This window comes from Streptosporangium sp. NPDC006013 (genome assembly GCF_040614275.1).
GTDB lineage: Bacteria > Actinomycetota > Actinomycetes > Streptosporangiales > Streptosporangiaceae > Streptosporangium.
This window is the reverse complement of the sequence record NZ_JBEXUE010000165.1, coordinates 1-19,164: the sequence shown is the minus strand read 5'-3', so window position 1 is coordinate 19,164 and position 19,164 is coordinate 1. Positions and strand designations below refer to the sequence as shown.

Genomic DNA, 19,164 nt, shown 5'->3' with positions numbered 1-19,164 from the left:
CGTGACCCTGCAGATCCGCCAGGTCAGCGGGCACGACCCGGTCGCCGTGCAACTCGCGGCCATCCCCGAGGTGCTGGAGGTGCACACGATCACCGCGCCCCGACACGCGTACCGGACGTGGCTCCGGCACTCCCGCGCGGCACTCCGGCACGGCCAGCGAGCACCGGTCGGCGAACCCGCACCGCCCTGCCGCCGCGTCGTGCGCGGGGACGGCCCCCGGCACTGAGGGGATCACCGCGAGCCGCCGGTCCGCGGGCGGCTCGGCCGCCAGCAGCGCCCTGGTGTACGGGTGGAACTGCTCATGCCGCACGGCCGCCGCACGGCCGGTCTCCATGACCCGTCCCGCGTACATCACCATGACCCGGTCACAGGTGGAGAAGGCCAGGCGCAGGTCGTGGGTGATGAGGACGAACGCCATGTCCCGTTCGCGCTGGACACGCCGGATGAGGGAAAGGACCTCGCGCTGGGTGGTGGCGTCGAGCGCGGTCGTCGGCTCGTCGGCGACCAGCACCTGCGGCCCTCCGGCCAGCGCGGCGGCCAGCCCGATCCGCTGGCGCATGCCGCCGGACAGCTGGAAGGGGTAGCGCCCCGCGACATTCGCCGGCAGACCCACCTCCGCCAGCAGCCGCGGCACCTCGACGGCCGCGTCCGCGCCCTTCGGCAACCCGTCGGCGATCTGGCGCCCGGCCCGGCGCAACGGGTTGAGCAGGGTGAACGGGTCCTGCATGAGGAGGGAGACCACGCCGCCGCGCTGCCGCCGCCGGGCACGCGGGTCGTCGTCCACCCGCTCGCCCGCGATGCGCACCCGCCCCGTGGCCTCCAGCCCCTGAGGCAGCAGGCCGAGCATCGCACGGACCGTGAGGGACTTGCCCGAACCCGACTCCCCCACGATGGCGACCGACTCTCCGGCCGCTACCTCGAACGACACCTCCGACAGGAGGGTCCGCCCGGTGGAGGGTTGCCGGACCTTGATTCCCTCGACCCGGATCGCGGGCTCGGCGGTCGCCCCGGTTCCGGTGGACTCCTTCATCTCAACGTGCCCTTCCCCGGCGATCGACGCGTTCGTGGAGCCAGTCACCGACGATGTTCAGCGCGGCGGCCGTGAGGATGATGGCGAGGCCGGGGGCGACCACTGCCCAGGGGTTGACGAGCAGTTGGGCCCGATTGTCCGCCAGGGTGCGCCCCCAGTCGGGCGAGCCCGCGGGCACCCCCAGGCCGAGGAAGGACAGCGAGGCCAGGGACACCAGGGCGTAGGCGAAGTTGAGAAACCCGTTGGCCAGCGTGACCGAGGCGATGTTGGGCCAGATCTGCCTCGTCATGATCCGCCACGCGGAGAGGTTCTTGAGCAGTGCCGCCTCGACGTAGGGGCGGTGCCGCTGTTCGAGCACGGCCCCGCGCACCACCCTCGTGTCGGTGGGGGCGAACAGCACGACGAGCACGGCGACCGCCAGGCCGTACCCTCCGCCCAGTACCCCGGCGACGACGATCGCCACCAGCAGGGCGGGCAGGGAGAACATCAGGTCCGCCCAGCGCATGGCCAGCGCGTCGGCCCAGCCGCCGAAGTATCCGGCGGGCAACCCGATGAGGTTGCCGATCAGCATCGACCCGGCGGCGACGCACAGCGCGCCGGGAACGGCCGTACGGGCTCCCGCGACGAGTAGTTCCAGCACGTCGCGGCCAAGGTCGTCGGTGCCGAGCGGATGGCCTGGCGCGGGGCCGGTGATGCCGAGCACGAGGTCCTGGTCGGTCGCGCCGGGCACCAGCCAGGGCGAGAGCACCGCGGCCACGGCCACGGCGAGCAGGACGGCCAGCGCGCCGGCCACGGCCACCTGGGGACGGCGCCGCGCGACCGCCGGAAAACGGCCTCTCACGGTGCCCCCTCAGGCGAGATACAGCGAATCACGGCAGCCTCCCACCCGACACGACAGCGTGCCCGCCCGTGGGGCTCACGATGTCCTCCCGCCGAACCGGACCCGGGGGTCGGCCACCGAGTAGCCGATGTCCACCAGCAGGTTGACCGCGACGATGAGCAGGGTGAACAGCAGCCCGAGCGCCTGGACGGCCGGGACGTCCTTGAAGGTGACCGAGTCGACGAGCAGCGATCCGAGACCGGGAAGCGCGAACGTCACCTCGACCAGCACGGTCCCGGCCAGCATGCCGGTCACGATGAGCCCGGCCGCGGTGAGGATGGGGACCAGCGAGTTGCGCAGCGCGTATCCGAGGACGGCCGCGCCGCCCAGGCCACGCGCGCGGGCGAAGACCACGTAGTCCTGGTCAAGCTCGCGGATGAGCGCCGCCCTGCTGAAGCGGACGAACATGCCCACGGCGCCGACGGCCAGCGCGACCGCGGGCAGCGTGAGGTGCCACGCCTGGTCGGCCAGGCCCTCGCCCGTCCCGTACACGGGAAACCAGCCGAGCCCCGCGGCGAACACCACGAGCAACAGCAGCCCGACCGCGAAGGGCGGGGCGCTCAACCCCACCACACCGGCGGTGACGACGAGGCGATCGGCGGCCCGGCCCCGCCGCAGCGCCCCGACCACGCCCAGCGGAACCCCCACGAGCAGGGCGAGCAGCGCACCGTACCCGACGAGCGCCAGGGTGAGCGGCAGCCGCTGGCCGATCATGTCGGCGACCGGCATCCCGGTCCTGACCGAGGTCCCGAGGTCGCCGTGGAGGACGCCGCCGAGCCAGCGCAGGTACTGCGCGGGCAGCGGCTCGTCGAGGTGGTAGCGGGCCTGGATCGCCGCGATGGTCTCCGGGGTGGCGGGGCGGGTGCCCAGCAGGGTCTGCTGGACCGAGCCGGGGGCGAGATAGAGCAGACCGAATATGCCGACCGACAGCAACGCGACGACGACGACGGTGCCCGCGAACCTGCGCAGCAGGAAGAGAACCCGGTCACGCCCCGCCATCAGAGCACCCCGTTCCCGGTCAGCCACGCGACCACGCGCTCCGCCGCGTCCCCGCGGTGCGCTCCCTCCGTCAGCTCGTGGCCCTCCCGAGGGTAGACGACCAGCTGGGTCCGGACGCCGGCCGCGGACCAGGCACGATAGAGCTGCTCCGCCTGCCCGACGGGGGTGGTGCGATCCTCGGCCCCGTGCAGGATCAGCGTCGGTGTGGTGACCCCGGCCGCGTGGCACACCGGCGAGCGGGCGGCGAGAAACTCCCTGCCCTGGGGCGTGGCGGGGTCGGCCCCTCGGTGGTAGAGGAGGTCGAAGCCGCCACCGAGGTTGCTCGCGGTGGCGAAGCTGAGCCAGTCGCTCACCCCGGACATCACCACGGCTGCCCGGAACCGGCCGGTTCGGGTCACCGCCCACGCGCTCAGGTAGCCGCCGTAGCTGAGCCCCATGACCGCCATCCGCTCCGGGTCCGCGACTCCGGCCGCGACGAGGTGGTCCACACCCGCGAGGACGTCGCCCAAGTCGTCCTCGCCGAATCGCCCGATGACCCGGCGCGCGTACTCCTGGCCGCGCCCGCTGCTCCCGCGCGGGTTCGGCAGCAGTACGGCCGCCCCCGCGTGCGCGAGCGCGGCGGCGAGCCCGCCGGACTCGGCCGGCGCGAAGGCGGTGGACCACAGCCAGGTCGGCCCTCCATGCACGATCACCACCAGCGGCGACGGTCCCGCCCCGGTCCCGCCGGTTCCCGTGGGGCCGGCGGGACCGCTGGACGGGGAGAGGTTCGGGGAAACGGCGGGATCGACGGTGACGGCGGGTGAGATCGGCGACCTCCGCAGCAGGAGACCTTGGACGGCGAGGCCGTCCTGGCCGGTCCAGGAGACCTCCTCCTGGTGCACGGCGAGCGGCGCCAGCGCGGCGTTGAGATCGGTGACCTGGCGCCAGTCGCCCTTGGCCACCTGGGCGACCGCCACCTCTGGGGGGCATTCGGCCGTCTCCCATACGGCGACGGCGAGCGCACCGGTGCGATCCACCGAGAGTGACGGTTGCCCGTCGCGCCCGCCCAGGGTTCCCCAGGAGGTCCAGCGGGTCAGCGGGCGGCCGTCGGCGGTCAGGGTACCGCCGTGCGTGCCGGTACCCGACCACCCGGCGAACCACAGGGTGTCCTCGTCCAGCCAGCCCAGATCGGTGACGTCGTCGACGGCGGCCAGTGGCGTCGCCTCCCCGGTGACGAGGTCGACGCGGATGATCCGCCCGGAGACGATGGAGAGCCCCTCGACCACGACGGCGGTACGCCCGCCGGGCGCCAGCCGGGGGCGGCTGAGCTGCCAGGAGGTGCGCAGCAGGGTCCGGGGTTCACCACTCTCGGGATCGACCAGGTCGAGGGCGGGCCGGTAGTACCCGGCGGGCGTCTCGTCGGCCGAGGTGACGGCCAGTACGACGCCGTCCCGCCAATCGGCGTCCCACACGGTCAGGCCGCGCAGCGGCACCGGCCGCAGCTCCCCGTCGCCCACCCGTGCCCACGCGAGCCGCCTGCGCCTGTCGCCCGGCGTGCGGACGAAGGGATCGGTCTCGTCGCGGACCCGGAGGCCGAGGTGGCTGCCGTCGCGCTCGCTGCCGGGGTCGGCGAACCGCACGAGCACGGTACCGTCACCACCGGGGACGAGGTCCTCGATCTCCCCTCCCACCCGGACCCGCCAGGCGGGGACCGGATCGCCGGGTGAACGGACCTCGACGTGGTCGAGGTCAGGGCCGTCACCGGCGGCGAGCAGCAGCCTCCCGTCCGGCAGCCACCGCGTCAACGCGTGCCATTCCGTCCCCGTGCCCGCCACGGGAACGGGCACCGGGACCGGTCCTCGGCTCCCGCCCTCGGCTCCGGACAGGTCGAGTACGTGTGCGACGGGACGGCCGTCCGGGCGCGGAAGAACGCAGGCGACGCGGGCCCCCTCCGGATCCAGCACCACGGCTTCGGGCACGCGCAGACCGGCGAGTGCGGCGTACGCCTCCAGCGCCGCGGTCATGAGCGGGTGGTGATCTCGGTGGCCCAGGGACCGACGAAGAAGTAGGGCCCGAACTCGCCGGTCCCCACGCCGGGGCCGAACGCCGTCGCCGCCTCTCCCCACCAGAGCGGCTGGTACGGGACGTCACCCGCGGCCTTGACCAGCGCCTCCCCGAGAAGCCTGCCGCGTGCCGTGTCGTCGGTTCCGGTCTTCGCCTCGTCGAGCAGCCCGGTCACCTCGGCATTGGCGTATTCGGCGATGTTCGTGCCGTTCACACCGGTGGCGGCGCCGTTCAGGAGCTGCTGGATGTACTCCGCGGGGTCGCCCGTGGTGGCGAAGTACCAGCCCAGGTAGACGCCGGAGGCGTGCTTGCCGAGCTCGGCGATCCACTGCTCCAGCGGGACCTCCTTGACCTCAAGGGTGATGCCGATGCCCTTGAGGTTCTCGGCGAGGGTCAGTGCGGCCCTGCCGAGTTGCGGCCCGCTGTTCGGGTAGGTCAGCACGTCGGCGAAGCCGCCGGGCACCGAGGAGGCGGCCAGTTCGGCACGTGCCTTGGCCAGGTCGAACCCGTACTGCGGAATGCTCGCGTACAGGTTCTCCACCTCCGCCGCACCGAGCACGCCGCCCCACTGGGCGGGGTCGGTGAGCGTGGTGGCCACCCTGCCGTGACCGCGCAGCACGCTGCGGAGGATTCCCTCCCTGTCGACGGCGTGGGCGACCGCCCTGCGGACGTGGACGTCGTCCCACGGCTTCTTGGCGGTGTTGAAGGCGAGCGTGACGAGGGAGCGATCACTCGCCGCCTTCACCTCGACACCGGGCAGCCCCTTCCACTGGTCGATCTGCTCGGCGGGCACGTTCAGCGCCACGTCGACGGACCCGCCGCGCATGGCGAGGAGCCTGGTCGACTCCTCGGGAACGAAGTCGATTTCAATCCGGCGGTACGGGGCCTTGCCTCCCCACCAGGCGTCGTTGCGCTCCAGCGTCACGTGCGAGTCGGGGGCGAACTCCGTCACCCGGTACGGGCCCGTGCCCAGGATCTTCGCGGTGGGAGTGCCGATGCCGTCGCCGGAGACCTCGATGAACTTCCTGCTCGTGACCATGAGGGTGCCCGGCGAGGGCGTCCAGGCGAACGAGGCGTCGGGCCGCTTCAGCGTGATCGTGACCTCGGCCGGCCCGCTCGCGTCGATCTTCTTCACGTTGGCGTACGCGTACGCGAAGGCCGAGGTGGAGCCCTTTCGCGCGTGCAGGTCGAGGCTGGCCACGACGTCGTCCGCGGTCAGCGGCGTCCCGTCGGAGAAGGTCACGCCCTGGCGGATGGCGTAGACATAGGTCGTCGCGTCCTTCCTGGTCCAGGACTCGGCGAGCGATGGCTGGAGGCTGCCGTCGCGCCCCACCCCGACGAGCGCCTCCTGGCACAGGAGCGCGACGACGTAGTTCATGATGCCCGCCTCCTTGCTCGCATCGAGCGAGCCGAGGGAGGAGGGCAGCGCGACCTTGAGGATGTCAAGGGACTTCGCCGCCCCAGCCGAGCCCCCGGCCACCGGTTCGGGCGACCCGCAGGCCGCGGCGAGGCCGGGGACGGCGGCCAGGCCGCTCACGATGGCGATGGATCTCAGCAGGGACCGTCGGGTGAGAGCGACGTCGGGGAGCTCGGTCACAGGGACCCACTTTCGTGCGACCAGCCAGCCCGCTCAGCTGCTGTGTCTACCATTAACATCCACTTGGCTAGTGAGAATATTCACTGGTCGTCGTTCACGTCAAACCCACCTTTCGAATAGGGAATCCATGTCCTCCCTCACCGTCTACAGCGCTCCGTGGTGCGGTCACTGCCACCGGCTGAAGGCCGCGCTCACCCGCGCGGAGATCCCCTTCGTCGAGGTGGACGTCGACCGGACGCCCGGCGCGATCGAGCTCATCACCGACCTCGGCGGCGGCTCCTGGCTGATCCCCACCGTGCTCCTCCCCGACGGATCCGCTCTGGTCAATCCCAGCGTGCGGGAGATCGAAGCCCGGCTGGCCTGACCGGTCGCCGCTCCGTCGGGGAGGGGCACGGTCAGGCCAGCAGGGGTTCGAGCAGCAGGATCACGCCGAAGAGGGCGAACGCGGCGGCGGCGCCGTACCTGATGATCTTCTCCGGCAGGTGCTTGCCGAGCATCCGTCCGACCAGGATGGCCAGGGCGTCGGCAGCGACCATGCCGACGGTCGAGCCGATCCAGGTGCCGAACCAGCCGTGCTGGGTGGCGAGGGTGATGGTGGCGAGCATGGTCTTGTCGCCCAGCTCGGCGAGGAAGAAGGCGACGGTTACGGCGATGATCGCCGATCGGGTGGTGCGCTGCGCCTTCTGGGCCTCCTCGTCCGTCAGCTCGTCCCCGCGCAGCGTCCACAGGGCGAAGCCGAGGAAGGCGATTCCGGCGATGATCGTGATCGCCGTGGTGGGGAGGAGGTCACCGGCCAGCCCGCCGAGACCGACACTGAGCAGGTGGACCACCGCGGTGGCCAGGGTGATTCCGGCGAGGACCGGCCACGGCTTGAACCGGGTGGCGAAGGTCATGGCCATGAGCTGGCTCTTGTCGCCCAACTCCGCGACGAAGATCACAACAAGACTGATCCAGAACGCTTCCAATGGAGGGTGCCCTTCCCGCGCGTGCGGCCGGGCTGAAGGGGGCACCCGGGGAGTTTCGGGCACGACTTCGGCCCGGCGGCATCGATGATTGCCTACCAGGCCGAAGGTCTCGTCCGCCCCGGAGCCGTGAGAGAACGGCCGAATCCGAGGCCCGCGCGACCGGGCGCCCTGGGGCGCCAGTATGTCGATCACGCGATTGGGACTACTCCCCTTCGGGTGTTTCCATCAGACCATAGCAGCCGGGGCAGAATGCTCATTCCCAGGTCCTGCCGCTGCCCCGGAGACCGACGCCCTCGCAGGCCGGCCCCCTGGCGATCCGGCTCCTCAGAGCTCAGAGGCGAGTGCCGACCATCACGGGCTCGTTGACGAGGGTGACGCCGAATTTCTCGAAGACCCCGTCCCTGACCTCGCGGGCGAGGTCGAGAAGCTCCTCGGTCGAGGCCGACATTTCCGGATTTGTCATTGCAAGGGTGTGCTTGGTGGAGATGCGTGCCGGGCCGCGCCGGTATCCCTTCGGGAACCCGGCGTTCTCGATCAACCATGCCGCCGGGACCTTGACCGCCCCGTCCGGCATGTCCCAGCGGGGGAACCCCGGCGCCCGCAGTTCCAGCTCGGCGGCCTGTCCGCCGGTCAGGATCGGGTTGGTGAAGAACGACCCCGCGCTGCGGGTGTCCGGGTCGGCCGCGTCCAGGACCATGCCCTTGCCCGCGCGCAACTCCAGCACCGCCGCGCGAGCCCGCGCCAGCGGTACCCGATCGCCCAGCGCGACACCCAGCCGGACCGCCAGCTCCCGGTAGGCGATCGGACCGGACAGCGCGTCGCCGGCCAGCTCGTAGGTGACCGCGAGCACTACGTGCCGCCCGAGTTCCTCCTTGAACGCGCTGTGCCGGTAGGCGAACCCGCACTCCCGCGCGGTCAGGTCCCGCACCTCGCCGCTCCGGCGGTCGTAGACCCGGACAGCGATGATCGTCTGGGAGACGTCCTGCCCGTAGGCGCCGACGTTCTGGATCGGTGTGGACCCGACCAGCCCGGGGATGCCGGACAGGCACTCCACTCCCGAGCGGCCCTCCGCCCCCACGCGCTCGACCAGTGAGTCCCAGTCCTCGCCCGCCTGCGCGATGACCCGGTCCCCGTCGATCTCGACGCCCTGGGAGGCGACACGCACGACCAGGCCGTCGAACCCCTCGTCGGAGACGACCAGGTTGCTGCCGCCGCCGAGCACGAGCACCGGCTCGCCCGCCCGGTCGGCCTCGGCCACCAGCTCGACGATCTCCTCGGCCGACCCGGCCTCCACGAACGCCCTGGCCGCTCCGCCCAGCCCAAGCGTCGTGTACGGCGCCAGCCGTACCCCTGCCACCCGCTCCGTCATACGCTTCCCCACACCCGGCAGAAATCCGCGACCAGCCTACGGGGAGCGCAGCAGCCTCAGCACCCGGTCGTAGGTCCGCCGCGACTCCCTGTCGCGATATTCGGGGTCGACGTCGTCCTGACCGCGGTGCCGCTCCTGATGGACCGGGAGGTCCTTGCCCAGGCCGACCAGGATGCCGGGGAGCCCGAGCGAGAACTCCAGGTCGGCGTTGCGGTAGTAACGGGCCTCGGTGGGGAAGCCGCCCGCGGCGAGCACCGTGTCGCGCCTGACCGCGATCAGGTGGCCGAGCAGTGCCCGGACCTCGCCTGGCTCGGCCTCCAGCCACTCCTGACCGTCCTCGCGAGGGTTCACGCCCTTCCAGCCCGCCGCGGTGACGTCGTCGTCCAGCGCCTTGACCAGCGGGGTGATGGCGTCGCCTTCCAGGATCATCGAGGTGTCCATGACGACGTGCACGTCAGAGGTGTCGAGACGGAGTAGCTTGTCACGGCTCTCCCCCCATCCGGCGGAGCCGCCCCTCCAGTGCGGGAGCTCGGCCACATGCCATGCCTCCACCCGATGGGGGAACTCCCGCACCAGCTCCTGCAGGACGGCTCCGGCTCCGTCCAGGTTCCCCAGGTCGAGGGCGAGGATCCTGGCCTCCGTACGGGCGACCAGGGCGCGTACGCACTCGCGCAGCTCTTCTGGCCGGCCGTCGACCAGCAGCGCGACGGTCACCGTCGAGTGCGCGGCCCTCGGCTCCTCGACCTCGGCGGGGGCGACGATGGTCTCGTCGAGCCGGGAGACCGACAGGCTGGCGTCCCAGAGCAACTGGGAGGAGACCATCCACTCGGGATGACCGTGGAGATCGTCCGACCGGCCGACCAGCTCGGAGCCCTCGGGCCTCGGCCGGGGTGCCGCCTCGGTCCCGGCGACCCGCTCCGCGTCCAGGGCTCCGAGCCGCCCGGGGTGACGCCCCGGATCCGCGGCCTCGGCGACCTGTCCGGCATCGGCGGATCCGTCCCGCCCGCGGGCTGCGTCTTCGGTGCCGGTGTCCGCGGAGGTACCCGGCCGCGCACCGGAACCGTCCCGCCCGGCCGCTGGGGAACCCTCGCGCCTCCCGGCAGCCGAGGCGTCCTCGGGCAGGGAACGGAGCGTGGGCCACGCCTCGAAGGGGGGTACGGGGATGAGCTCGAAGCCGACCGCGGTGTCCTGGACGAGCCAGCCCTCAGCTCTGATCTCGTCGCGGAGCGCGTCGGCCATGGCATGGTCGTGCTCGGCTCGCGCCCTGGCCCACCGCTCGGCCAGGTTGGTCACGTCAGGTGGTACTTCGCTCATGCTGGGGACGCTACCCACGGACCGGGAGAAGATTCGGCCCCGGCCCGCGAGCATGCCCTCGCCCGGCGACCACTACGACAGCTGGACCACCGCGCGGGCCTTGGACAGGACCCGGGAGTCGTTGGACCTGGCGGTCAGGACGACCACCACGCGCTTGTCCTCAAGCTTCTCCTCGATGAGCCCGCTCACCGTGATCACGGCGCCCTGGTCGTCATCCGGGACGACGACCATGGAGGAGAACCGCACCCCGTAGTCGACGACCGCGCCCGGGTCTCCCGCCCAGTCGGTGACGAACCGTCCGCCCTGGGCCATGGTGAACATGCCGTGGGCGATGACGTCCGGCAGCCCGACGGTCTTGGCGAAGCGCTCGTTCCAGTGGATGGGGTTGAAGTCGCCGGACGCCCCGGCGTACATCACCAGGCTGGCGCGGCGCACCGAGTATTCGGCGGGCGGGATCTCCTGACCCGCCTCGACCTCGTCGTACTTGACAGTCGCGGCCATCTCAGCCCGCCCCTCCACGCTCGACGATGGTGCTGTAGGTCGTGCACACGGACTCGCCGTCGACGGTGCTGACCTCGCTCCTGACGGTGATCAGCCCGTTGCGGCCGGCGCTGCGGATGTCGGTCACGGTGGAGACGCTGACCAGCTCGTCCCCGGCGTGGATCGGCCGCCGGTACTCGAAACGCTGCTCGCCGTGGACCACCATGGCGAAGTTCAGGCCGAGCTCGGGGTCGGTCAGGATCGACCCCCCGGCCAGGCCGAACACGATGGGGAAGGTCGGCGGGGCGATCACGTCGGGGTGCCCGGCCGCCTGGGCGGCCTCCCGGTCCCGGTAGATCGGGTTGTCGTCGCCGATCGCGGCGGCGAACTCTTTGATCTTCACACGGCTGACCTCGTACGGCGAGGAGGGCGCGGACGCCCGCCCGACGAAGTCACGGTTCAAGGCCATCGTGCTCCTTTGCGGATACCGAGCCGGCGAGGCCGGAACCGGTGGGTCAGGCCGACAGTAACAGAACAAGATTCCAGGGTGTGCCCTCGGGGCCACCCCGAAACCGTAGCCCGAAGCCACTACGGCCCCGCCTGTCCGCCGCGGTCAACACCCGAGCGGAAAAACTGTGCGGATACGACAAACCGGCGCCCGCCTGAGGACGCCGGTTTTCGTGGAGTATGTGCGTGCCCATCAGACACTCATCTCCCACCGGAGCGGGAGGCTTCGCGGACTAGCGAGTCTCGCGGTGCGCCTGGTGCGTCTTGCAGTTCGGGCAGTACTTCTTCAGCTCAAGCCGATCCGGGTCGTTGCGCCGGTTCTTCCGCGTGATGTAGTTGCGGTGCTTGCACTCCTGGCAGGCCAGCGTGATCTTCGGCCTAACGTCGGTGGCAGCCACTTGGGAGTGCCTTTCTACGTTCGGGACAGTGGACAACCCACGACAGAGCCCCTCTTGCGGGAGGGGACCCGGGTGGGTAGTAGCGGAGGCCGGACTTGAACCGGCGACACAACGATTATGAGCCGTTTGCTCTGCCTGACTGAGCTACTCCGCCTTGAGGCCGATGGAATCGACCGACCTCGCAAGGATACCCGACCCGCAGAGTGCCTACGTACTTGTGCAGGTCAGGGCGACCTCTTCTGGGTTACCCCAGTATGCCCGTTCACGCGTCGGGAACCTTGAGTGTTTTCTGGCCGGCCTAAAGGCCGACCAAGCCGAAAGCCCCAACCCGGAGGTCAGGGCTTTTAGGCTGTTGAGCCCCTTTACGGAATCGAACCGTAGACCTTCTCCTTACCATGGAGACGCTCTGCCGACTGAGCTAAAGGGGCCTGTCCGTGTCGCTCTCGCTTGCGGACAGGTGTAACCATACACGGCTCCGGAGCGGGATGCGAAATCAATCGAGGACCGTCCGGATCACCACACGTCCTCCCCCGGGGATCCCCTCAAACCGCCGCCGGCGCCCCGGATCCGGCCGCCGCCCGGGAGCCCCCGGCGGCCGCCACGACGGGCACCGGGCGGCGGCGGAGGCGCGCCCTCGCCAAGTCCGCCGCGTCGGGGCTGATCGCACTACCAAGTAGCTGCCAAGTAGCTCATAAGAGGGCTGCCGCATCGTGGTCGGGTAAGCGCCCGCACCGCCTAAGGAGCCTCCGAGATGACCCCGGAACTGCTGGGATTCCAGATCACCCACCGCGCCATGCGCGCCGACACCCGCCGCCTCGCCGACCTCACGGCCCAGCTGACCGAGGGACGGCAGGTGACCGATCCGGCGCGCGCCCGCGCCATCGCCGAATTCATCACGACCCTGAACCAGGGCATCCACCATCACCACACGATGGAGGACGAGGTGCTCTGGCCCGTCCTCGAACGGTCCGCCGGAGTCGAGCTGGACCTGCGCGACCTCAGTGACGACCACGCCGACCTCGACCCGCTGCTGGCCGAGATCAACGGCCAGGCCGCCGCGTTCGCCTCGACCGGCGACGCCTCCGCACTCGCCAAGTCCCTCACCCGGCTGGCCGACATGCTCGACGAGCACATCACCGAAGAGGAGCGGCTACTCTTCCCGATCATCAAGCAGTACGTGTCCGTCGCCGACTGGGAGATGGTCGAGACGGCGGTACGCAAGGGCGGGAACGTCAAGCTCGATCTGCCGAGGATCGAGCAGTACGCCAGGCCCGACGAGCTGGCCCGGCTGCGCAAGCTCGCCGGTCCCATGCTGACGCTGATGATCTCCCTGTTCCGGCGCGGCCACCGGCGCCGTCAGCGGCTCGTCTTCGGCCCCCTCGCCGACCTCTGATCCGGGCCGCACCGCCATGCCGTCCCGGAGCGTCCGCCCGCGCGGCATGATCCGGATCATGCCCACGGATCCGTGTGTGATCCGGTGCCGGGCCCGGTGTGCCCGCTCCCGCCCCGAGCGGGCCGCCTACGCCCGGTTCGGGCCTCCCGCCGGGGTCTGGCCCCCACTCCCCGCGAGTGCCTCCGCCGCCCTGCGCGCCCAGTGCGGCGAGCCGACCCGCTCGGCGACCCGCACCGCCTGCTCGTAGTGGGTACTCGCGTCGTGTCCGAGGAAGGCCGCCAGGTCGCCCAGGATCAGGGCGACCGGCCCCAGCGTGATCGACCCGGAGTGCATCCCGGCCAGCTCACCGTCCCAGGGCAACAGCGTCCGGTAGCAGCGTTCGGCCACCGTCCGGTCGCCCAGCGCGATCGCGCTCTCCCCGCGCAGTCCCTGCCAGATGAGCCAGTAGTAGTCCCGGTTGGGCTCCTGGTCGGGCCTCCAGTAGGCGCGTGCCTCATCCACCCTGCCCTCGGCGACCAGCGCCCGGACGACGATGTCCGCCAGCCCCTCGGGAACGAAGGAGTACAGCGTCAGCAGCTCCGCCATGTCCTGCGGCACGCCGCCCGCCAGCCGGGCCACGAACCTGCCCAGGGCGCCGATGATGTGGGCGACGGCCCCGCCCGCGGCCACCATCCGCTCGCCGATCGCCAGGTAGGACCGTTCCGCGCCCTCGAAGTCGCCCTTGACCAGCATGACCAGGGTGTCGAGCATGGACAGCACGCTCAGCGCCAGCCCGAGCTGGCCGGTGGTGGAGTGCTCCAGGGCCCGGTCCGCGTGCCGCCTGGCCACGGCCAGGTCGCAGCGGCCCAGGCTGACCATGGACAGGGCGTGGTGCCCCTGCATCGCGTACCCGGGCAGCCCGTCGCGGTCGCCCAGCTCGACCAGCTCCCGGCCCAGCACCTCCAGCTCGTCACGGCGGTCCGGGGTCAGCAGCACGAAGTAGCGGGCGTTCAGGGCCAGGCCGAGGAGGTCGCTGCGGCCCAGCCGCCGGGCGATCACGATCGCCTCGGCGCTGTAGGCCAGGCAGCGCTCGTCGTCGTGCCCTTCCAGCTCGAAGACGAGCGTGGCCAGCAGCCGGCAGCGGGTCTCGTCGTCGGCCCCGTCCAGCGCCTGCACCAGCGCGTCGACGAGTGGCTGGTCCACGTTCCTGTCCGGCTGGATCGACCAGGTCACCGGGGCGTCGTAGGCGGTCAGCGCCCGGTTCAGACCGTCGCCCAGCCGTCGCGCGAGGGCTATGGCCCGCTCGCGGTTCTCCCTGGCGGCCAGCACGTTGCCCTCGTGCGCCTGGACCCGCACCAGCGAGCAGAGCAGGTCGAGCCGGAGCGCGTCGTCGGCGGTGAGGTGCAGCGCCCCCCGGTAGAACGTCCCGGCCTCCCGGTAGGAGTGCATGCCGCGCGCCTGCTCGGCCGCCGCCCTGGCGTAGGACACCACCCGCTCCGCTGAGACCGTGGTGGCCGCGGCGAGCGCGTGGTGGGCCAGCGCGGTGACCTCTCCCGGCCTGACCCGTTCCAGCGCGCCGACGACCCTGCCGTGCAGGCGAACCCGGCGCAGTCCCGGCGTGTCCTCGTACAGCGTCTCCCTGACGAGGACGTGGGCGAAGCGCACCCGGCCCGGCGCGGGCTCGGTCAGCAGCCCGGTCAGCACACCCGCCTCCAGCGCTTCGAGCACGGCGTCCTCGTCGGAGCCGTCCAGGGCGAGCAGCACGTCGACGTCGACGTCCCGCCCGATGACGGCCGCGTCCCGCAGGGTTCTCTGCGCCACCGCGGGCAGCCGGGCGATCCTGCGCCTGATCAGGTCGCGCACGCCCGGCGGCAGCGCGCGGGCGGCCGAGGTGCCGTCCGTGGTGATCAGCCGCGCGGTCTCGCAGACGAACAGCGGGTTGCCGCCGGTGCGCTCGGCCACGGTCCGCGCGGTCACCGCGTCCACCTCCCGGCCCGAGCGCTCACGCAGCAGCAGCGCCACGTCCTCGTCGCCGAGCCCGTGCAGGTCGAGCCGGTGGGTGTCGCGCCCGGCCAGGGCCGCCCAGGTCGCCCCCAGGTGGTCGACGGCCTCGGTGGGCCGGTAGGTCGCGACGATCATGATGTCGGCCTCGGCGGCGCCCGTGGCGAGGTGGCGCAGGAGCTGGAGCGTCTCGCTGTCGGCCCGGTGCACGTCCTCCATGACCACCAGCAGCCGGGTGCCCTGCCCGACGATCCGGGACAGGTAGTCACCCACCGCCCGGGCCAGTAGGAACGGTCCGGCCGGCGGGGCGTCGTCGTCCAGCAGCGGCGCCAGCCGGGCGGCCAGGTCGTCTCGGGGCGGCCGGTCCGCGGCCAGGGCGCGCAGCACCTCGCTCCACGCCCAGGCGGGCGGCGCCCCGCCCTCGGTCTCCGGGCACTGCCCGGTCGCGGTCAGCCAGCCACGTGCCGCCTGCCGCCTGGCGAAGGCCGCGGCCAGCGCGCTCTTGCCCGCTCCGGGGTCTCCGCCCAGCCAGACCGTGCGCAGCCCGCCCCGGTCGGCGACCGCCTGCAGCGTCGCCATCTCCTCGGTACGGCCCACGAGGTCGGGTACGGGGGCGGTGGCGAGGTCCGGCGCGTCCAGGTCTCGCTCAGGCCCGTCCTGCTCCGGCTCCCCCACGGCGGCCCCATCGGCACCGGAGGCAGGCGTGGCCGGGCGGTTCAGTGAGTCGGCGTGGGCCAGGATGTCACCCTCCAGCGCGCGCAGCGCGGGACCAGGGTCCACCCCCAGCTCGTCGGCGAGGGTCTCGCGGGCCTTCCTGATCGTGGCCAGGGCATCGGCCTGCCGACCGGCCCGGTAGTAGGCCAGGGCGAGCAGCCGGACGGCGTTCTCCCTGAGCGGATGGGCTCGGACGTGCTGCTCAAGCTCGATCTCGGCGTTGCGGCCGAGCACCAGCAGCGCCTCCGCCCGGTGCTCCACGGCGACCAGTCGCAACTCGTCCAGCCGTACGGCCTCGGGCTCCGCCCATTCGTCGTCGGCGAACTCCGCGTAGGCGGGCCCCTGCCAGAGCGCGAGTGCCCGGTCCACCGCCTCCAGGGCCCGCGCCCCGTCTCCCGCGGCGAGCGCGGCCCCGGCGGCGTCGACCAGGCGGGGGAACAGCCAGGCGTCCACCCGTTCGGGCTCCAGCCGGAGGCGGTAACCGGGTGCGGCACTGACCAGCACCGTGGCGGGCGTGCGCGGCAGCCGTCCGGGTTCGAGCGCCCGCCGCAGGTTGGACACGTAGACCTGGAGGGCGGCCAGCGCCTTGGGCGGGGGTTGCCCGCGCCACAGGTCATCGATGAAACGATCGGTGGAGACCACGTGCCCACCCGCCGCGACGAGCCTGGCCACCACGGCCCGCTGCCGGGAGGTGCCGAGGTCGACCGGATGGCCATTGATCTCCGCCTGAAGCGGACCAAGAACTCGCAACATAGCAAAGGGCATGATAAGCGCCCTCGGACTGCTTTTGGTGAACATTAGGAGCAGAATGCTGCAAGACCGTCGTAAGGAAACGATCCGGGCGCTCGACGAGAGCGACCGGCCGCACCTGTACTGGCACGGGGTGGACGGCGACGGCCACGTATGGCTGTTCGAGACCGTCATCGACAGCGGCGGGGAGTACTGGCCCGTGCGCCACGCCGAGCTGGGCTCGGACGGCGTGGCCCGCACGTACTCGTGGAACCATATCGAGGACGAGCACGGCTTCCTGGCCGAGGGCCCGATCTATCCCGGCGACTTCGGCCTGAACTCCTTGACCTCCGAGGAGTTCGAAACCCTGTGGGCCGCGCTCAGCGGGCGATGAGATCTTCCCCTGGAGGGCTCCTCCCGCCGCCCGGGCAGGACCCTCGGGGTGGCCGGAACTGCCGGGCGAGCTCAAATCCGGACATTTACCGACTACACGCGAAGCTAACGGCCAAAAAGCTCATACAACATCTCTTTCTATTGATTTTCGAATGTTTTCGATCACTACTCGGTAGTAGTTCCGGCCCCGCCGTAAGTCCGGCATATTGAGATGACAAAGCGGGTTATTTCGCATATGGGCATGGGGGTAGGTTGCTCGCATGAGCGGAACGCCCGGCCTGAGAATGGCAGCCTCGGACATGACCGCGCTGAGCCTGTGGACCGCCGACGCGGTGGTGCTGTTCGACTGGCTCATCAACGTGGACCTTGACCAGATCCCCGTCCAGCACCTGGCACAGAAGCAGGCCCTGATGGACCTCCTCCAGCAGCTCGACCGGAGCGTCCCCGGCTACACCCACGCCGACATCGAGCAGGCACGCCGGCTGCTGACCCGCGAGATGGGCCTGTAGTCCCGCCCGCTCCCCACCTCCGGCCGCGATGAGCGGGACCGGGACCCCGCCTGCGGCGCTGGACACCCACCCCGTAGCGGCTCGCCGGGGTGTGCCGCGTGAACTCCGGCAGATTTTTCTACACGGATGTCCGGCAGAATGTCGAGAACGGCCGGGCCTGCTTCTACCTGTGGGTGAGAGCGCCGAGGAGGGCGCTCGAACGTGAGGAGCGAAGACGTGAAGTACATGATGTTGATGCAGTTCAGCGGGCAGCTGAAGGACGAGGTCCCGCCGATGCACACCTGGCCCGTCGAGGACGTCCGGGCCCACATCGAGTTCATGCACGACACGAACAGGAAGCTCACCGAGGCCGGGGAGTTCGTGGACGCGCAGGGGCTGGCGGCCCCGGACCAGGCCAGGATCGTCCGGGCCGGTGCGGGCGGCGCCGCCGTCGTCACGGACGGCCCGTTCCCCGAGACGAAGGAGTTCCTGATCGGCTACTGGATCGTCGACTGCGACAGCCCCGAGCGCGCCGTCGATCTCGCCGCGTACGTCTCGGCCGCGCCCGGCCCCGGCGGCAAGCCGCTGAACATGCCGATCGAGGTACGCGAGGTGATGTCGGCGGCCCCGCCCGAGGAGCTGTGACCGCTGAATAGCCCGGCCATCGACGACCTGCTGCGCCGGCTGGTGCCGCAGGTCGTCGGCGTGCTCACCCGCCGCTTCGGAGACTTCGCCGCCGCCGAGGACGCGGTCCAGGAGGCGCTGCTCGACGCCATCGCCCAGTGGCCGGCGGAGGGCGTACCCGCCAACCCGCGAGGATGGCTCATCCAGGTCGCGTACCGCCGGATGACCGAGCAGGTGCGCAACGAGCAGGCCCGCCGCCGCCGGGAGGAGCTGGTGACCACGCAGGCGCCCTCCGAGCTGCGTACCGCCCCGCCGGCGGACGACGCGCGCGCGAGGGACCGGGACGACACGCTGACCACGCTGTTCCTCTGCTGTCACCCCGCGCTGACCCCCGCCTCGGCGATCGCCCTCACCCTGCGGTCCGTCGGCGGCCTGACCACCGCCGAGATCGCCAGGGCCTTCCTGGTGCCCGAGGCGACCATGGCGCAGCGGATCAGCCGGGCCAAGCAGCGCATCAAGGCGTCCGGCATCCCCTTCGGCATGCCCGCTCCCCAGGAACGGGCGCGGCGACTCGGCTCGGTGCTGCACGTGCTGTACCTCATCTTCAACGAGGGCTACGCCAGCAGCGCCGGCCCCGACCTGCAGCGCGTGGAGCTGTCCCGCGAGGCGATCAGGCTGACCAGGACGGCTCACGACCTGCTCCCCGACGACCGCGAGGTGGCCGGGCTGCTCGCGCTGATGCTGCTCACCGACGCCCGGCGCCCGGCGCGGACCGGCGCGGACGGCGCCCCGATCCCGCTGGCGGAGCAGGACCGGAGCCTGTGGGACGGCAAGGCGGTCGCCGAGGGGATCGCGCTCATCACCGACACCCTGACCAGGGGTACGGTCGGCCCCTACCAGCTCCAGGCGGCGATAGCCGCGGTCCACGACGAGGCGCCGACGGCCGAGGAGACCGACTGGCCACAGATCCTGGCCCTGTACGGCCTGCTGGAACGCATGTCCGACAACCCGATGGTCTCGCTCAACCGCACCGTCGCCGCCGCCATGGCGCACGGCCCCGCGACCGGCCTGGAGATGCTCGGCGAACTCGAAGACCGCCTGTCGGGACACCACCGCTTCCACACCGCCCGGGCCCACCTGCTGGAGATGGCCGGTGACCTGCGGGCGGCCGTCGACGACTATCGCTGACGACTCGTTCCTGCTGCTGTTCAACGCCCACCACGACGTCATCAAGTTCACCCTTCCGAAGGACTACGGTGAG

The 19,164-nt window shown here is 71.5% G+C and carries 18 protein-coding genes and 2 tRNA genes; 6 read left to right on the top strand and 14 right to left on the bottom strand.

Going from position 1 to position 19,164, the window contains the following annotated elements:
- From ABZ260_RS24290 to ABZ260_RS24270, 5 genes are all read right to left on the bottom strand, one after another.
- A partial coding sequence (locus tag ABZ260_RS24290) for an ABC transporter ATP-binding protein (protein WP_355621724.1) occupies positions 1-1,030 on the bottom strand: 1,030 nt, incomplete at its 3' end.
- A 1-nt stretch (position 1,031) separates the two neighbouring features.
- Entirely contained in the window at positions 1,032-1,871 is an 840-nt protein-coding gene (locus ABZ260_RS24285) for an ABC transporter permease (RefSeq protein ID WP_350918001.1), read from the bottom strand.
- A gap of 75 nt (positions 1,872-1,946) precedes the next feature.
- Positions 1,947-2,909: an ABC transporter permease gene (locus tag ABZ260_RS24280; protein ID WP_355621720.1), complete on the bottom strand. Its 963-nt coding sequence runs from the start codon at positions 2,907-2,909 to the stop codon at positions 1,947-1,949.
- Entirely contained in the window at positions 2,909-4,912 is a 2,004-nt protein-coding gene (locus ABZ260_RS24275) for an alpha/beta fold hydrolase (protein ID WP_355621717.1), read from the bottom strand. Before ABZ260_RS24275 ends, ABZ260_RS24280 begins: the two co-directional genes overlap by 1 nt.
- On the bottom strand, positions 4,909-6,549 hold the full coding sequence (locus ABZ260_RS24270) for an ABC transporter substrate-binding protein (protein ID WP_355621714.1): 1,641 nt from the start codon (positions 6,547-6,549) through the stop codon (positions 4,909-4,911). Before ABZ260_RS24270 ends, ABZ260_RS24275 begins: the two co-directional genes overlap by 4 nt.
- Before the next feature lie 127 nt (positions 6,550-6,676).
- Here ABZ260_RS24270 and ABZ260_RS24265 point away from each other — a divergent pair, with 127 nt between their 5' ends.
- Positions 6,677-6,913 (top strand): glutaredoxin domain-containing protein, encoded by a 237-nt coding sequence (locus ABZ260_RS24265; RefSeq protein ID WP_030921755.1) that lies wholly within the window; start codon positions 6,677-6,679, stop codon positions 6,911-6,913.
- Positions 6,914-6,944: 31 nt separating this feature from the next.
- Here ABZ260_RS24265 and ABZ260_RS24260 read toward each other — a convergent pair whose 3' ends face one another.
- The 8 genes from ABZ260_RS24260 to ABZ260_RS24225 form a co-directional block, all read right to left on the bottom strand.
- Positions 6,945-7,514: a TMEM165/GDT1 family protein gene (locus ABZ260_RS24260; RefSeq protein WP_355621710.1), complete on the bottom strand. Its 570-nt coding sequence runs from the start codon at positions 7,512-7,514 to the stop codon at positions 6,945-6,947.
- Between the two features lie 331 nt (positions 7,515-7,845).
- A complete protein-coding gene (locus ABZ260_RS24255) occupies positions 7,846-8,883 on the bottom strand; it encodes a UDP-N-acetylmuramate dehydrogenase (RefSeq protein WP_355621707.1) in 1,038 nt (345 codons plus the stop codon).
- A gap of 36 nt (positions 8,884-8,919) precedes the next feature.
- Positions 8,920-10,197, bottom strand: a complete 1,278-nt coding sequence (locus tag ABZ260_RS24250; RefSeq protein ID WP_355621704.1) for a hypothetical protein — start codon at positions 10,195-10,197, stop codon at positions 8,920-8,922.
- Between the two features lie 72 nt (positions 10,198-10,269).
- Complete coding sequence (locus ABZ260_RS24245; protein ID WP_355621701.1) at positions 10,270-10,698, bottom strand: MaoC family dehydratase; 429 nt, start codon at positions 10,696-10,698, stop codon at positions 10,270-10,272.
- Between the two features lies 1 nt (position 10,699).
- Positions 10,700-11,146 (bottom strand): MaoC family dehydratase N-terminal domain-containing protein, encoded by a 447-nt coding sequence (locus ABZ260_RS24240; RefSeq protein WP_355621698.1) that lies wholly within the window; start codon positions 11,144-11,146, stop codon positions 10,700-10,702.
- A gap of 271 nt (positions 11,147-11,417) precedes the next feature.
- Complete coding sequence (gene rpmG, locus ABZ260_RS24235; protein ID WP_030921771.1) at positions 11,418-11,582, bottom strand: 50S ribosomal protein L33; 165 nt, start codon at positions 11,580-11,582, stop codon at positions 11,418-11,420.
- Between the two features lie 80 nt (positions 11,583-11,662).
- Positions 11,663-11,736: transfer RNA gene (locus ABZ260_RS24230), tRNA-Met, on the bottom strand.
- 201 nt (positions 11,737-11,937) lie between these two features.
- Positions 11,938-12,010: transfer RNA gene (locus ABZ260_RS24225), tRNA-Thr, on the bottom strand.
- Between the two features lie 323 nt (positions 12,011-12,333).
- Here ABZ260_RS24225 and ABZ260_RS24220 point away from each other — a divergent pair.
- Positions 12,334-12,975: a hemerythrin domain-containing protein gene (locus ABZ260_RS24220; RefSeq protein ID WP_355621695.1), complete on the top strand. Its 642-nt coding sequence runs from the start codon at positions 12,334-12,336 to the stop codon at positions 12,973-12,975.
- A gap of 126 nt (positions 12,976-13,101) precedes the next feature.
- On the opposite strand, the gene ABZ260_RS24215 is transcribed toward ABZ260_RS24220, so the two are convergent.
- On the bottom strand, positions 13,102-16,422 hold the full coding sequence (locus ABZ260_RS24215) for a BTAD domain-containing putative transcriptional regulator (protein ID WP_355621692.1): 3,321 nt from the start codon (positions 16,420-16,422) through the stop codon (positions 13,102-13,104).
- A 55-nt stretch (positions 16,423-16,477) separates the two neighbouring features.
- Here ABZ260_RS24215 and ABZ260_RS24210 point away from each other — a divergent pair, with 55 nt between their 5' ends.
- From ABZ260_RS24210 to ABZ260_RS24195, 4 genes are all read left to right on the top strand, one after another.
- Positions 16,478-16,792 (top strand): hypothetical protein, encoded by a 315-nt coding sequence (locus tag ABZ260_RS24210; protein WP_343964889.1) that lies wholly within the window; start codon positions 16,478-16,480, stop codon positions 16,790-16,792.
- A 259-nt stretch (positions 16,793-17,051) separates the two neighbouring features.
- Positions 17,052-17,300, top strand: coding sequence for a hypothetical protein (locus tag ABZ260_RS24205; RefSeq protein ID WP_355621689.1), 249 nt, complete (start codon positions 17,052-17,054; stop codon positions 17,298-17,300).
- Between the two features lie 201 nt (positions 17,301-17,501).
- A complete protein-coding gene (locus ABZ260_RS24200) occupies positions 17,502-17,924 on the top strand; it encodes a YciI family protein (RefSeq protein ID WP_355621686.1) in 423 nt (140 codons plus the stop codon).
- 3 nt (positions 17,925-17,927) lie between these two features.
- A complete protein-coding gene (locus tag ABZ260_RS24195) occupies positions 17,928-19,091 on the top strand; it encodes a sigma-70 family RNA polymerase sigma factor (protein ID WP_355621728.1) in 1,164 nt (387 codons plus the stop codon).
- Positions 19,092-19,164 lie beyond the last annotated feature (73 nt).

Coding starts and splice junctions, on each gene's coding strand:
- ABZ260_RS24280 (WP_355621720.1), bottom strand. CDS start 2,909: ATGGCGGGGCGTGACCGGGTTCTCTTCCTGCTGCGCAGGTTCGCGGGC.
- ABZ260_RS24275 (WP_355621717.1), bottom strand. CDS start 4,912: ATGACCGCGGCGCTGGAGGCGTACGCCGCACTCGCCGGTCTGCGCGTG.
- ABZ260_RS24265 (WP_030921755.1), top strand. CDS start 6,677: ATGTCCTCCCTCACCGTCTACAGCGCTCCGTGGTGCGGTCACTGCCAC.
- ABZ260_RS24255 (WP_355621707.1), bottom strand. CDS start 8,883: ATGACGGAGCGGGTGGCAGGGGTACGGCTGGCGCCGTACACGACGCTT.
- ABZ260_RS24250 (WP_355621704.1), bottom strand. CDS start 10,197: ATGAGCGAAGTACCACCTGACGTGACCAACCTGGCCGAGCGGTGGGCC.
- ABZ260_RS24245 (WP_355621701.1), bottom strand. CDS start 10,698: ATGGCCGCGACTGTCAAGTACGACGAGGTCGAGGCGGGTCAGGAGATC.
- ABZ260_RS24240 (WP_355621698.1), bottom strand. CDS start 11,146: ATGGCCTTGAACCGTGACTTCGTCGGGCGGGCGTCCGCGCCCTCCTCG.
- ABZ260_RS24220 (WP_355621695.1), top strand. CDS start 12,334: ATGACCCCGGAACTGCTGGGATTCCAGATCACCCACCGCGCCATGCGC.
- ABZ260_RS24215 (WP_355621692.1), bottom strand. CDS start 16,422: ATGTTGCGAGTTCTTGGTCCGCTTCAGGCGGAGATCAATGGCCATCCG.
- ABZ260_RS24210 (WP_343964889.1), top strand. CDS start 16,478: ATGCTGCAAGACCGTCGTAAGGAAACGATCCGGGCGCTCGACGAGAGC.
- ABZ260_RS24205 (WP_355621689.1), top strand. CDS start 17,052: ATGAGCGGAACGCCCGGCCTGAGAATGGCAGCCTCGGACATGACCGCG.